The organism is Marinicauda sp. Alg238-R41, assembly GCF_947331485.1.
Classification (GTDB): Bacteria; Pseudomonadota; Alphaproteobacteria; order Caulobacterales; family Maricaulaceae; genus Marinicauda; species Marinicauda pacifica.
On the sequence record NZ_CAMZOJ010000001.1, the window covers coordinates 1,758,028 to 1,771,456 of the forward strand.

At 63.0% G+C, this 13,429-nt stretch carries 13 protein-coding genes; 12 read left to right on the forward strand and 1 reads right to left on the reverse strand.

What is annotated here, in order from left to right; genetic code table 11:
* Nucleotides 1-99: 99 nt before the first annotated feature.
* From PGP17_RS08500 to PGP17_RS08510, 3 genes are all read left to right on the forward strand, one after another.
* Nucleotides 100-474: a S24 family peptidase gene (locus tag PGP17_RS08500; RefSeq protein ID WP_270374986.1), complete on the forward strand. Its 375-nt coding sequence runs from the start codon at nt 100-102 to the stop codon at nt 472-474.
* A gap of 101 nt (nt 475-575) precedes the next feature.
* On the forward strand, nt 576-1,229 hold the full coding sequence (locus PGP17_RS08505) for a hypothetical protein (RefSeq protein WP_270374987.1): 654 nt from the start codon (nt 576-578) through the stop codon (nt 1,227-1,229).
* Complete coding sequence (locus tag PGP17_RS08510; RefSeq protein WP_270374988.1) at nt 1,229-1,729, forward strand: hypothetical protein; 501 nt, start codon at nt 1,229-1,231, stop codon at nt 1,727-1,729. The genes PGP17_RS08505 and PGP17_RS08510 overlap by 1 nt, the downstream gene beginning before the upstream one ends.
* A 221-nt stretch (nt 1,730-1,950) precedes the next feature.
* Here the strand turns inward: PGP17_RS08510 and PGP17_RS08515 are convergent, their stop codons facing one another.
* Entirely contained in the window at nt 1,951-2,301 is a 351-nt protein-coding gene (locus PGP17_RS08515) for a hypothetical protein (protein WP_270374989.1), read from the reverse strand.
* Nucleotides 2,302-2,393: 92 nt separating this feature from the next.
* Here PGP17_RS08515 and PGP17_RS08520 point away from each other — a divergent pair, with 92 nt between their 5' ends.
* The 9 genes from PGP17_RS08520 to PGP17_RS08560 all read left to right on the forward strand — a co-directional run.
* Nucleotides 2,394-5,003: a tape measure protein gene (locus PGP17_RS08520; RefSeq protein WP_270374990.1), complete on the forward strand. Its 2,610-nt coding sequence runs from the start codon at nt 2,394-2,396 to the stop codon at nt 5,001-5,003.
* Nucleotides 5,000-5,596 carry a hypothetical protein gene (locus PGP17_RS08525; RefSeq protein WP_270374991.1) on the forward strand — a complete coding sequence of 199 codons (597 nt, stop codon included), beginning with the start codon at nt 5,000-5,002 and terminating at the stop codon, nt 5,594-5,596. The genes PGP17_RS08520 and PGP17_RS08525 overlap by 4 nt, the downstream gene beginning before the upstream one ends.
* Entirely contained in the window at nt 5,596-6,216 is a 621-nt protein-coding gene (locus tag PGP17_RS08530; RefSeq protein ID WP_270374992.1) for a hypothetical protein, read from the forward strand. Before PGP17_RS08525 ends, PGP17_RS08530 begins: the two co-directional genes overlap by 1 nt.
* 9 nt (nt 6,217-6,225) lie before the next feature.
* Nucleotides 6,226-6,684 carry a DUF6950 family protein gene (locus PGP17_RS08535; RefSeq protein ID WP_270374993.1) on the forward strand — a complete coding sequence of 153 codons (459 nt, stop codon included), beginning with the start codon at nt 6,226-6,228 and terminating at the stop codon, nt 6,682-6,684.
* A complete protein-coding gene (locus PGP17_RS08540) occupies nt 6,677-9,775 on the forward strand; it encodes a hypothetical protein (protein WP_270374994.1) in 3,099 nt (1,032 codons plus the stop codon). Before PGP17_RS08535 ends, PGP17_RS08540 begins: the two co-directional genes overlap by 8 nt.
* A 17-nt stretch (nt 9,776-9,792) precedes the next feature.
* A complete protein-coding gene (locus PGP17_RS08545) occupies nt 9,793-11,601 on the forward strand; it encodes a hypothetical protein (protein WP_270374995.1) in 1,809 nt (602 codons plus the stop codon).
* Complete coding sequence (locus PGP17_RS08550; protein ID WP_270374996.1) at nt 11,602-12,711, forward strand: YncE family protein; 1,110 nt, start codon at nt 11,602-11,604, stop codon at nt 12,709-12,711.
* A 1-nt stretch (nt 12,712) separates the two neighbouring features.
* Nucleotides 12,713-13,096, forward strand: coding sequence for a hypothetical protein (locus PGP17_RS08555; protein WP_270374997.1), 384 nt, complete (start codon nt 12,713-12,715; stop codon nt 13,094-13,096).
* On the forward strand, nt 13,093-13,429 hold a 337-nt coding region (locus tag PGP17_RS08560), incomplete at its 3' end, for a DUF1353 domain-containing protein (RefSeq protein ID WP_270374998.1). The genes PGP17_RS08555 and PGP17_RS08560, both read left to right, overlap by 4 nt.

Sequence of the window (13,429 nt, forward strand, 5' to 3'; positions counted from 1 at the left end):
GAGGTCATGTTGATGATGTCAGAAACATAGCGGGCCGAGCAAGAGGCGGCAACCTCAAACCCGGCCCTGACCCACACGCGACCTACAGAGGAGATCGCAATGTCGGCTAACTTCCCTTCTAGCCTTTTCGCCGATCCGGTGCCAGCCGGAGCCCTTCAACATCCCAACCTGCGCATCCAGCCGGTGCTCTGCGATGCAATGGAGCCGACTTACCGTCGGGGTCGCGATTACGTGATGGTGGTTCCGACCGAGCAGTATCACTACCCGACGCTCTACGTGCTGGAAATGAACGGGGCGGCTGTCGTCCGCCGCGTTGAAGGCCGCCTCGACGGGCGCATTCACGTGATGACCGACCGCAAGGAGTACAGCGACTATTTCCTCACCCGCGAGGAGTTCGAAACCGCCGTGCTTGGAATCGTCGTTGCCGATGTCGTCGTCCGCGATGAGAACCTCATCCGAAAGGCGGTGTCCTGATGGTCGCGAAGAAGGCATCCGAAACGCTTGAAATCTCCCCGCTCAAGCAGGGCAGGATCAAGCTCCGTCTGATCGGCGCCACGCCGCTCTATTTCAACGCCATGAGCGCGAAGGCCAAGCGGTCCTTGCTCATCGGCGGAGGCAAGAAAACCGCCGCTCAGAGGCGCGAGATCAAGCACGACCCCGAAACCGAATATCGCTCCAGCGTTCACACCCAGGAGCAGGGCGAAACGCTCCTGTGTTTCCCCGCGCCCGGTGTGAAGTCAGCGATGGCGACGGCGGCGCTTGAAACCGAGGGCGTGAAAAAGACCAGCGTTCAGCGGCTGATCTTTATGCCGCAGCGCTACATTCCGGTGTGGGGCAAGCCGTACCTGAAAATGGACGTGGTTCGGAACTCCGATGTGAACCGGACCCCGGACGTGCGCACGCGGGCCTACCTCCCACGCTGGTGTGCTGAGGTGGAAGTCGCGTTCGTCATGCCGGCGCTGAGCACTTACGCCGTGGCGAGTCTGCTCCAGAATGCTGGTGCCATCTGCGGCATCGGCGACTTCCGCCAGGAGAAAGGCCGGGGCGCATTCGGCACCTTCACCGTCGCCGGTGAAGATCTGGGCGAGTTTCAGGAGGTCTGGGACGAAATCACCGCTGAGGGCCGTGCGGTTCAAAAGGCGGCAATGGACGAACCCGAGCTGGCCGATCTCGACACTGAGGAGCTTATGGCCGTCCTGAACGAAGAGCGCCAGCGGAGGGTCGCATAATGGCGAAATTCACAAAGGCGGATCGTCAACGCATCATCGACGGCTATCTCGGCGCTACGGGCCGGAATCAGTTCGTTCCCGGCGAGTTCGTGGACTGGCTCTCCGGCCAGCCCGACCATGAAGCCTACGGCTGGTTCTTTGGAAAGGACGACGCGGAGGCGGCGCGGGAATATCGCATCGATCTTGCGCGCCAGATGGCGAGCGGCTTGCGTATCGTTTCGCAGGTTTCTTCGGCGCGCTCCACGAGAATGAAGGTAGCGACGCGGGAGTTCCCGGCGTTGATCTCGCCAGTGGCGGGACGCAAAGGCGGGGGCGGATATACGTCGTTTGACCCTCACGACACCGGAGACAGGTCTGAGCTGTTGCGCCAGGGCGCGGTCTCGCTCCGGTCGTGGCTGAACCGCTATCGCGGCGCGGCCGAAATGGCTGGCGTGAACGTCTCGCAAATTGAGACGATTATTGCTAAGATCGAAAAAACGACAGGCCAGAAAGCGGCCTGATCTACACCGCGTTCGACGGCGGGATACAAGGTAGTCGTACACGGCGGTCTAGGAATGGCGGGGTCAGAAGCGGTGAGGCGAGGCTCGGCCAGGCGGTCATGGTGAGGTAAGTCGAAGCACGGCACGGCAAGTTATGGCGGTCATGGTGAGGTCAGGTATGGCCCGGCCGGGCATGTCATGGTCAGTCAAGGGGAGGCCGCTCTTTCGGGGGCGGCCTCTTTTTATGCGTCATCTAGTTCGGCCATGCCGCAAGAGACAATGCCGTCGCGGGCGGTCGGGATGGATAGACTCCACCGGACAGTCTTGCCATCGGCCGCGACTATTTCGACACTTCCAACGGGTGGTTGCTCATCCAGCGCACAATCGATGCGCGTTTCAATGTCAAGACCAGACCCGTTGATGATGCGGCCGGAAACGCGCCACGGGGCTCCGTCTTCGCGGCTCGCCTGATCCACGTGCAGTTCGACCAAGTTCCACTCAACGAACTCTCCAGGCGAAACATAGGCCCCGTCGGCGGGGCGGTTCGGCTCCGAACACGCCGCCAAGAGCAATAGCAAGACCAGTATTCGCACCGCTGCCTCCATTCAATGGGCGCAGACGCTGCCCCATGCGCGCCAGGTGCGCAAGTCAAAAACTACCCGAGATTTTGTAATGAGGTGCGCCAATGGCTGCTTTCACAGCGGACAAAGTTGTCGTGGAGCTGCAAGCCAAGATCGATGATCACGTCCGAAATTTTGATCGGGCGGAGACCAAGTTTGATCGCAACATGCGCCGCATCGAAGGTTCGGCCCGCCGCACAGAGAACAATAGCCGGAAGGCCATGCAGGGGGTTGCGGGCGGCCTGCGGTTCGCGACTGCAGCGGCCGTCACATTCTTCGCCGCCATGGGCGGGCGCGAGCTTATCCAGACCCTTGATCAGATCACGCTCGTCGAATCTCGCATCCGCCTCTACAGCGACAGTGCGGAGGAGGCTGCGGAGACCACGGAACGGCTGCGTGGCGCGGCCACCGAAATGGGCGTCGGCTTCGAGAGCATGGCCGAGATCTTCGCCCGCCTGGCGCCGGCACAAGAGAAGCTGAACCTCAACGCGCGTCAGATGGAAAGCATCGCACGCTCGGTTGGTGCCGCAGCAATCATCTCGGGTGCGACGCAGCAGGAGGCCGCTTCTTCCACGATCCAGCTGTCTCAGGCGTTCGCGTCCGGCGAGCTTCGAGGTGAGGAGCTGCGAAGCGTGATGGAAGCCATGCCGCGCGTGATGCGCGTGCTCGAAGACCGCCTTGGCAAGACGACCGGCGAGCTTCGCGAGATGGCGGAAAAGGGTGAGCTGACTGCGGACATCGTGGCGAACGCGCTGCTCGCTTCTGCGCAGGAACTCAACGGCGAGCTTGCGGACTTGGACGATACTGTAGGGCGCGCCTCTCAGGCGTTCGGAAACGAGTTCGTGGCCGCGCTCAAGGCCGTGGACGATCAGCTAGGTGTCACCACAGGACTAGCCGCGATACTTCGCGATGTTGCCGAGGGCCTGCGAGCTCGCCGCGTCGGACTGGACCTTGGGAGCACCGAGGAAGAACTGCGCACTCAGCTATCGCTTGTCGGGGAGCTGGCAGGTCAAGTGGAGCGGCTCGCGCAGGATCGCAGCAGGGTTCGCTCACAATATGCGGGCGGTCGCGTTGACCGGGCGCGGCTGATCCTCGGCAATGATGTTGTCGAGCAGATTGAGGACCAGCTGAACGAAGAGGGAATTGGCTGGGAAACGATATTCGGGAACTTCGCTGGTGACGAAGAGGCGATGCAGCAGCGCCTGTTGCGGCTGCTTGGCCCCCTTCGCGAGGCGGCCGAACAAATCCGAGAGGAGCTGCGCAGGGTAGAGGAATCCGCTGACGATGCGGGTGCGTCATTCACTCCAGAGACATCGCCCGAAAACCAAGACCGCCGCGAACGCATCCGCCTCCAGAACGAACTGGCCGAAGCGCAGGCCCGCGCCGATCACGATCATGTACAGGCGCTGGAGGATCAGCTCGATACCCTGGCCCGCGCTGCGACCTACGAAAAGGCCGGATATGAGCGCGCTCAGGCCCGCGCGCTGGCCGAACGCGACCAGGCTAGCTTTGCCGAGGCGCGTTCCGAGCTGATCGCGCGCGAGGTCCGCGAGCTCTCGCGCGCCGCGGAGCTGGAGGCTGCACAGACCGGCGAGAACTTCGCTCAGGCCCGGCAGCTTGAGCTTCAGGAGGAGCTTCGCGAGCGCATCCTCGCCTATCAAAACGCAGGCCTCGCGACCGAAGAGGCGCTGGCGCAGGCGATGGCCGACATTGCCCTTCTCGAACGCGCCCGCGTACAGGCACAGCAACGCGCCCTGGAAAATGCGAGCCTCGAGCATCGCATCCGCGTGGCATCCCTTTCCGGCGCTCGCGATCTTACGCGCGAGCTTGAGGCGCAGCAGGCCATTCGCGAACGCGCTCGACGCTATCAGGATGAGGGCGGCCTCGATGCGGATTCCGCGCGCGATCGCGCCACCCGTGAGGTCAATGCGGAAGAGACCGCCCGCCGCTACGGCGAGATGCGTGACGTGTTCGCCCGATCCTTCTCCGATGGCATCCGCGCGGCCCTGTCCGGGGATCTGAAGAACTTCCTGTCCAACAGCTTCGGCACCATTGCAGACGAGGCGTTCCGCAGGCTGGGCGAACAGCTTTTCGACGCGTTTTTCGATGCGCCGGCTGATATTGCCAAGGCATCGGCGGAAGGTGCGGCCAAGGGTACGGCTGCAGCGGCTCCAATGGGTGCGGCTATCACCACGTCCGGTGCGACGGCTGCGGCGGCGATGGGACAGGCGATCACGGCAGCAGGTCTCGCGGCCGCACAGGCCATGGCGGCGGCTGTCGCTTCCGGTGGCGGCGGGGGCAAGGTCGGCACTGTGGCGAAGTTTGCGGCGGCAATTGCGGGCGGCGGCAAGCCTCTACCGGGCAAGGCGCGTGGCGGGCCGGTGACGGCGGGCACGGCCTACATGGTCGGGGAGAAGGGGCCGGAACCGTTCATCCCGAAGACCTCGGGAACGATCATTCCAAACGGCGCGCTGAAAGCGCTTTCAGACAACCGCCCCGCCCGCATGGGTCCGATCACGATCAAGCTGGAAGCGGTGGAGGGACAGATGTTCGATCTTCGTGTCCGCGACATTGCCGGCCCCATGGCAGCTCAGGCATCGGTGACTGCAATCAAACAGAACCGCGCTGACCTCGCCAGCCTGCGCAAGCGCCAGACCCGGAGCCTTGGCCGATGAGCTTTATCGACCTGCCGACCGGGTGTGTGGAGGACTGGACCCCGCGCCTGACGCCGCGCCCGTCTCGCGCCCGCGATTCCCAGGGCTTGCCGCGTGGCAATATCAACCAGCTCGGCAAGGTCTGGGCGTTCGACGTATCTCTGCACGCGATGACGCAGATTGATGCGTTGAAGTGGATCGCCGAGCTGAACGACAATACCGGAGACGGCCACCGCTGGGTCATCGATCAGGGCTCGCTCATTTCCGGGTCCGAGGGAGCGCCGCTGGTAGCGGGCGGTTCGCAGCTCGGCACGTCGCTGGACATTGATGGCGTGACGAACGGTATGGTGATCCCGCAAGGGGCTTTCATCTCGATCATCACGGCAAGCAAGCGGTACGTCTATCAACTCGCTTCTCAGGTGACTGCCAGCGGAACCGGGACGGCAACGCTGGCCTTCAACACGCCCATGCGGGTGAGCCCGGCAGATAACGATGTGGTCGAGATCGCTGCGCCGAAGATCGAAGGCTTTGTGGATTTCGACGGCATGAGCTTTGCCCGCCGCCGCCGCTTCGTCAGTGGCGGGGCGCAGTTCACGATCACGGGGGCGCGCTGATGGCCAGCTTCGATGCCCTGAACGTCACCGCTTGGCAGGCGGCCAACCCGCATGCCTTCCTCGCAATCGAGCTGGAATTGCCAGACGATGTGACCTTGCGCCTGACCTCCGGCGGAACGGTCGTGTTCGACAGCAAGACCTTCTCTCCAGAGCATGCCGATTTCGGCGTCTTCGCCTCTGTCGGTGAATTTGAAGACGGCGAGGTCAACGAAGCGACTAGCCCGGCGATTGGCTTTGAGCCGTTCACCGATGCCGGGACGGCCGCCCTGACCGCCGCAGAGGCGCAGGGCTCGCCGTTTACGGTCTGGTGGGGGCAGATCAACCCCGCGACCGGCGCCGTCATCGGCACGCCGCCCGCCTATGCCAGTGGCCGGCTCAACGTCTCGACGCCATCCTTTGGCGAGGCCTCGCGCACGCTCACCATATCCACCTACACCGAAGAGCAGTTCCAGTTGATCTTCGAGGGTGTCCGTCTCGGCGATCACTCCGTCATCGCGCGCACCATGCCTGACACGACCCGCAAAATCTACTGGCGGATGAGCCAACCCTATCCGGCAGGACGGGGCGGCAGCCGTCCGCCGAACCAGGGCGGCGGCCCCGGCAACCTCCTGCTCAAATAGGCTCGCTTCATGGCAAAGTCTGAGAATGCCCTGCTGGTCCGCCAGCGGGTGGTGCGCGCCTGTCTGGATCGCTTCGACAAGAAGCCGCGCCAGTACGGCTCCGTGGATTGCGTGAAGAGCACTGCCTTCGTGCTGCGCAAGGCGAAGGTGAAGATCCCCATGCTCAAGGGCAAGACCTACGGCTCGCGCGGCAAGGCCAAGGCCCTGCTAGACGAGACCGGCTATGCGTGCCTTGTCGAGTGCATTGACGCGCTGGGGCTGGAGCGCATCGCGCCTCTGGCCACGCTGCCTGGCGACATCATCGCGCTGCCCGTCCCTGACAGCGACCCGTTCGGGGCTTCGCTCTTCATCGTCCACACGGCGGGCGCACACCGCGCCTTTGGCTTCGATCCCATGACCAGTTGTTTCGAGGTCGGCCTTCCTGACCTGTCCGCATGTCTGGCTGCCTGGAGGGTTCCGCATGGCTGATCCGATCAGCGCGACCTTTGCCGCTATCGCCGCCGCCGCCACGAGTGCGACTGTCGCAGTGACCGGGAGCGCTGCGCTCGCCGCGGCCATCGGCAATGCCATCCTGAGCGCCGGAGCCTTCCTCGCATCGTTCAATGGCGCGCTTCTGGCCGCCAATATCGCCGCGGCCATACTGCTCTCACCCAACGTGAATGTGGAGGGCAGTCCAACAGAGTGGCGGCCCGATGCCAATGCCGGGATTCCGGTGGTCATCGGGCGGGCGGCTACGGCGGGCTCCATCATCCACATGGATGAGCACGGGCCGGACAATCGCTATCTCACGATTGAGAACCTGCTCAGTGCCGGGCCGATTGACGCTATCGAGAGCTTCCAGGCGGATCGCGTGGCGGTGTCGTTCAGTGGGACCGGCGCGACCAGCCCGAGCGACTATGCCAGCAAGATGTGGCTCTCCACCTCGCTCGGCTCCAAGTCGCAATCGACCGCCATTTCCATCGGCGCCCTGCCGCACGGGGACCCGAGCCTTGCTGGCTGGGGATCGGGCTCGATTCTTCCTGGCCTCGCGCACACGCTCTGGACACTCTACCAGGACAGCAAGTTCAAGAGCTATCCTCAGGGCGCCCCGGACCCGCTGCACATCATCCGTGGCGTCAAGGTCTATGACCCGAGGAAGGACAGCACCTATCCGGGCGGTTCCGGCTCCCACCGGCTGGACGATCCCGACACATGGGAGTTCAGCAAGAACCCCGGCCTGCACGCGATTGCCTGGTCTCTTGGCCACACCTTCACCGATCCGAACACCGACAAGGTGTTTCGCGTCGGCATCGGGTGTTCGGCGTCAGGCATTCACTGGCCGGCCTTCGTTGAACTCGCCAATGTCTGCGATGCGAACGATTGGGAGGTCTCGGCAGTCCCGACCAGCTCCGATGACAAGCACCAGGTCCTGAAGGCCATCCTCCAGGCCGGTGGGGCTCGCTATGCCAGCCTTGCCGGTAAAGTCTCCTGCATCGCACGCACGCCGCGCACCAGTGTTGCCACCGTGTCGGTGGCCGATACCGCCGGGCCGTTCGAGATCGACGTCAATGCCGACCGCCTGACCCGGCGCAATACGATCACTCCGCGCTGCGTCCAGGAAGACCACGACTGGCAGATGACGCCGCAGGACGCGGTGACAGTGGCCGAGTACGTCACCGCAGATGGCGGGTCGCTGCCTCAGTCGCTCGACTTCCCGTATGTGGCCGTCGCGCCGGCCAGCACGAACAAGGACCAGCCGCGCCAACTGGCCGCCTACGCCATGCTCGACAGCCGCGAGAGCATCGTAGGAACCGTCCCGTTCCGCCCGCACATGGCGCAGGTCGAGCCCGGCGACATCTTCACCGTTGACGAACCCGGCTACCTGCTTGACGGCGTGGAACTGCTCTGCCTTCAGCGCACGATCGATGCGGCCAACAATGTGGTGCAGCTCACTTTCGTCAGCGAAAGCGATGGAAAGCACGATTACGCGCTCGGGCGCACCAACACGCCGCCGACCCCGCCGGGCCTGACCGCGCCGGACATTCGTGATGTGCCCCCGCCGGTCGTGGGAGATTTCAACCCGAGCGTCCCGCCGAACCGCAAGACGCCGACCATTCGTGTCGATATTCCAGAACCGCCCGAAACGCCCAATCCGGGCCAGATCATCCTGATCCGTCCGCCGAACGACCCCGGCACCGGCAGTGCGTGGGAGAATCCGCAAGCCGGGTGGGAAATGGTCAGCCCGCAGCTCGACGTCTCCGTGACGTCCTGGGAGATCACCGGGCTGGAGCCGAACACGGCCTACGAGGTCGGCATTCTCTATGTCAGCCAGTTCGGGATATTCAGCCCCGTCACGAGCCTTGGCACCTACACCACCGGCGATCTTGTCGCCGACGCCGTGGGCGATTTCGACTATGAGCGGATCGCCGCGCTGATCGACGAGCTGCTCAGCGCGGTCAAGACCCAGGAGCTGGCCTCCGTCCGGGCCATGATCGATGAGGCGCGCGCCCGCCAGGGCGTCGATCGCAAGGCGGTCAATCTCTTCACGACCGAGCGCGAAGAGCGGATCACGGCCGACACGGCGGTCCTGGAGTTCACGACCACCCAGATCAGTGCGGTCGATGAGGCGATTGCCGGCATCGAAACCTATACCGCCACACTGGCGAGCGACCTGGAAGCAGAGACCACGAACCGCACCACGCAGTTCAGCGCGCTGAACAACTCGGTGGCGACCCTCTCCAGCCAGTACAGCACGCTGGCCAGTGACGTGTCCTCGCAGGCCTCGATCGTCACGGGCCTGTCGGCGACGGTCGGCGGGCTGGACAGTGACGTCACGGCCCTCACGACAGACGTGGCGGCGGTGCAGGCGAGCGTGGAATCGTTGGAGGCAACGCGTCTCATCGGCGTGCAGGCGGGCTCGGGATATGCCGGTGTCCAGTTCAGCGCGCGCCAGAGCGACGGTCAGGCCTCGTCCGATATTCGTCTTGCCGCGCAGAAATTCGGCTTCGCGACCTCCTTCGAGGGCAAGGGGTTCGAAATCGATGCAATCGACGGCTACGACCGGAACTATTCAGCGAGTGGTACCAAGACGCGCGAGAATGATTGGAACACCGGCCATGAACAGAGGTGGAAGCCAGATGGAACCCTGATCTGGGACACGGAGCAAGGCGGCCTACTACTCGCCGGCCTGCCGAATGAGGCGACCGCGCAGATCGGCAATCGGGGCTCGGATAATAACGTTGCGGCGTCCGGATGGACTGCTGTCGCCAGCTCCTCGATATCGGGCATGCACCCGGTCGGGATCGTCATGGGAAGCGGATATTTCGGGGTCGAGACCTCGGCGGCCACGGTCGGAAGCTGGCGCCTGCGCCTGACCAAATCGGGCAGCTCGGAAACCATCGCCTCCGGTCAGTACCAGACCCACAAGCCCAACCCCGCCGACCCGGCCTATGGCTCGGTCGATTTCAGCCGCGCCGCCGCAACGCCTTTTGGCGGCGACTGCACGCTCTGGCTCGACGTTTTCGCCAGCGGGACGGTGGTGTTTGGCGAAGTCACGCTCTCCCGTCTGCCCGGCTCATAGACCAGGATCACTCGATCATGAACAATCTCGACAATGCGGCCTTTGCCCCGGCCTTTCTGGATGTGCTGGCCCGGTTCAAGGCCGACGACATCACCGAAGCCGAGGCGTCGGCGGAGACGCTGGCGCTGCTCAATAGCTGGTACACCTATCCCGGCACGGTCGCAGAGCGCCTGGCCGGCTTCCTGCGCTCGATCGAAGGCTTCATCGTCACCGATGGCGTGCCCTCCGATGCCATCGGCCAGAACGGGCAGTTCGCACTCGATGAGGCCTCGGGCAATCTCTACGGGCCAAAGGCAGCCGATAGCTGGGGCTCGGCCATTCTTGATCTGAAGGGTGATAGCGCATACCAGGTCGCGGTGTCCGAAGGCTTTGTCGGGACGGAAGCGGAATGGCTGGCCTCCCTGGTCGGGTCGCAAGGTCTGGCCGCAACGATTGAGGTCGGCACGGTCACGACCGGGGCCGCTGGGTCGTCGGCCAGCGTCACGAATAGCGGTGACGAAAACGATGCGGTTTTCGACTTCACCATTCCGCGAGGCGACAAGGGCGACGCGGCCACGATCACGGTGGGAACGATCACCACCGGCGACGCAGGCACAAGTGCGACGGTGACCAACGCAGGTACGAGCGCGGCGGCTGTGCTCGATTTCACGATCCCGAAGGGCGACAAGGGAAACACCGGAGATGCCGCGACCATTGCCGTTGGCACGGTCTCCACCGGGGCTGCAGGCTCGTCGGCGACTGTCACGAACTCCGGCACATCCGGGGCCGCTGTCTTCGATTTCGAAATCCCGCAAGGGGTGGCGGGCGAGGCGGCTACCATTGCGGTCGGAACCGTCACGACCGGCGCGGCGGGAAGCTCTGCCAGCGTCACGAACTCGGGCACCGCCAATGCGGCCGTTTTCGATATTGCTATCCCCAAGGGTGACAAAGGCGATGCGGCCACCATCGCAATCGGCACGGTCACCACGGGCGCGGCTGGCTCTTCGGCCAGTGTAACTAACTCGGGTACGAGCGCGGCAGCGGTCTTCGATATTACGATCCCTCGCGGCGACACCGGCGCGACCGGCTCCTTTGCCAACGACTTTGAAGGCGCGTGGGATAGCGGAACCGCCTACACGGGCGGGGAAATCGTCACACACGATGGCGAGACCTGGTATGCTGAGGCGGCCAGCACGAACGTCACGCCCGGAACCGACGGCACGAAGTGGAGCAAGCTGGCCGCCAAGGGCGCGGACGGGGCCGGGGCGGGCACGGTCACGAGCGTTGGCGTCACCGGCACGAGCGGTCACGGCATCACGTCAGCAGGCGGCCCGATCACCAGTTCGGGGACAATCACGCTCAGTGTGGATGCTTCGGCGCTCAAGTCTCACATTTCGCTCGATCAGGTAAGCAATACCTCCGACGCCGACAAGCCGGTCTCGACCGCACAGCAAACTGCACTAGATGACAAGGTAGATGAAGCTGACCTAGGTGCAGCCAATGGTGTTGCTACCCTCGACGGGGACGGCAAGCTCAATCCTGACCAAATCCCCGATGGGATCGGGGGCCTCAAGGGCGTCACGGTATCAGGGAGCGGGACTCTGAGCGCGGGGGAGAGCGCGATCATCGACGCTTCGGGCGGTACGGCAACCCGCACGCTCCCGGCCACTCTGGTTGATGGTGACCAGTTTGTCGCCAAGGCACGCGGCGGCTCCGTACAGGTTCCGCATGGCACACATACTATTCGTTACCAAGGCGTTGCAGTCGCCGGGGACGGGGTTCTGATCGCTGACGGCGAAACCTTGCACCTGCAAGCGGACAGCACATCAACTCTGGAGATCATGTAAATGGCTTACACTAATTTGAGCGATATTGTCGGCGGCGGGGCTGGAGGAGACTCCGGCGGCGGCTACGATGCCATCGCCCTCCAGATGATCCTTGGCAACGCCAACACGGCCTCTGTGGAGGGTGGCTGGAAGATGGCCGACCGGCGCGAGGTTTTTGACCGGCTGGTGTTTAATATGCAAGGCATCGAGCTGAGTCAGGCGACCGCTGCTGCCGCATTCGATGATGCGGCGGACGTTGCAGTGTTGCGAGCCAACTCACGATTGCGCGAGTATATCAGACAAACCCCATACCTCTTAAATCTCGCTAGTCTCTCTGATGAATTATCGGCGCATCTAAGCTATTGGGATATAGCAAACGCCTTTTATGCGGGAGACGTGGGACAGGTCTTCACCAATAGCTCGTGCGTTTCTTGTAGGTTTAGTGCCGATGAGTCGAAGGTGTATGTCCTTTCGACCTCGGATGATTATATTTACGAGTACACCTTGAATGTCGCTGGAGATTTGCAATCCGGGTCAACTCTTACTGGCTCGTTTGACTACGGTGCAATCGATGCCTCGTCGCCGTATGACCTTTGGATAAACCCAACAGGGACACGGCTATACCTGGCTTTGGGTTTGAACGTGCGCCAGCTCGACCTAGGAACAGCATGGGACCTAGACAGCGCAGTCGCTGCAAGCGTTTATAATCTTTCTCAGGTCGTGAGGGGCGTATCGCTATCTCCGGATGAGAGCAGATTGTTCGTCATCCTGAACAATGATGACATCAAGAGCTATACGATTGGCACACCCGGGACCATTTCAACGGCTACGGCGGATGGCAAAACCTTGTCGGTGAACGAGACCTTGGGGTCGTCTGCAAAAATTTGCCGAATCGCTGCTGATGGCTCAGCGATTTTTGCGAGTTCAAATTCAGGAGCAGTTATTGGGGGATGGCCGCTTTCCACCGCTTTTGACATCGAGACGGACGGAAGCCCGGAGACCTTTAATACCGCCAGCCAGCTCTCCTCGCCAGCCGGGTTTGATTTCAATGAAGATGGCTCTCTTCTTAGCATAATGAGCGGCTCCGGTCAGTTTTATCGCTATAAAACAGTCACCGTGGAGGCTTTATAAAATGACGCTTGAAGATCAAATCCTCGCCATCTCAGAACGTGTCTCCGCGCTCGAACTCAAGGGAATGCCGAAGGTGGACTTTCTCCGCTGTCTTCTGCCCATAGAAAAGAAGCGCTGGCAGCAGCGCATTGAAGCTGCCTACGCGGCTGACCCGGCGAACCCGGAAGAAGCCGCCTACGAGGCGGCACTGTGGAACGCAGCTCAGCATTTCAATGCTGTCCCGGCTATCGAGATGGATCACGCGGAAACCCAGGCGGCCGTGTATATCATGTACATTGAAGGTGCGTTCGGTCCCTATTTCGACGGGGAAGGTGAGCCGACGTCCGATCAGATAGCCGCCATTGCCCGCGCCGACCGCGTGGCGGCGGGGCTGCTACCACAATGACACCGGTTGTCCGCGTCGAGCGTCGAGGGCCGCTGGCGTGCTTCGTCTTGCTGGAGCCGTTGACGGTGCGCGAGCTGACGATTGACCCACCGTTCGCCAGCGATGGCGAGAGTGTACCTTGGTGGGCGCAATGGCTCTTCCCGCGCGCCTCCGCCGCGCTGCCCGCCTCGATCGCGCACGACTACCGGCTGTCTCTGACCCGTGATCCAGTAGACCGGTTCCGTGCCCATCGCGAGTTCCGCGAAGACCTGATCGCGACCGGGGTCCGCACCTGGCGCGCGCAGATCATGTGGCGTGCGGCCATGCTGGCTGACGACACAATCCCGGCCGCGC

What these genes read in the sequence shown, in the direction of transcription:
- PGP17_RS08500 (WP_270374986.1), top strand. Translation starts at nt 100, where the DNA reads ATGTCGGCTAACTTCCCTTCTAGCCTTTTCGCCGATCCGGTGCCAGCC.
- PGP17_RS08505 (WP_270374987.1), top strand. Translation starts at nt 576, where the DNA reads ATGAGCGCGAAGGCCAAGCGGTCCTTGCTCATCGGCGGAGGCAAGAAA.
- PGP17_RS08510 (WP_270374988.1), top strand. Translation starts at nt 1,229, where the DNA reads ATGGCGAAATTCACAAAGGCGGATCGTCAACGCATCATCGACGGCTAT.
- PGP17_RS08520 (WP_270374990.1), top strand. Translation starts at nt 2,394, where the DNA reads ATGGCTGCTTTCACAGCGGACAAAGTTGTCGTGGAGCTGCAAGCCAAG.
- PGP17_RS08525 (WP_270374991.1), top strand. Translation starts at nt 5,000, where the DNA reads ATGAGCTTTATCGACCTGCCGACCGGGTGTGTGGAGGACTGGACCCCG.
- PGP17_RS08530 (WP_270374992.1), top strand. Translation starts at nt 5,596, where the DNA reads ATGGCCAGCTTCGATGCCCTGAACGTCACCGCTTGGCAGGCGGCCAAC.
- PGP17_RS08535 (WP_270374993.1), top strand. Translation starts at nt 6,226, where the DNA reads ATGGCAAAGTCTGAGAATGCCCTGCTGGTCCGCCAGCGGGTGGTGCGC.
- PGP17_RS08540 (WP_270374994.1), top strand. Translation starts at nt 6,677, where the DNA reads ATGGCTGATCCGATCAGCGCGACCTTTGCCGCTATCGCCGCCGCCGCC.
- PGP17_RS08545 (WP_270374995.1), top strand. Translation starts at nt 9,793, where the DNA reads ATGAACAATCTCGACAATGCGGCCTTTGCCCCGGCCTTTCTGGATGTG.
- PGP17_RS08550 (WP_270374996.1), top strand. Translation starts at nt 11,602, where the DNA reads ATGGCTTACACTAATTTGAGCGATATTGTCGGCGGCGGGGCTGGAGGA.
- PGP17_RS08555 (WP_270374997.1), top strand. Translation starts at nt 12,713, where the DNA reads ATGACGCTTGAAGATCAAATCCTCGCCATCTCAGAACGTGTCTCCGCG.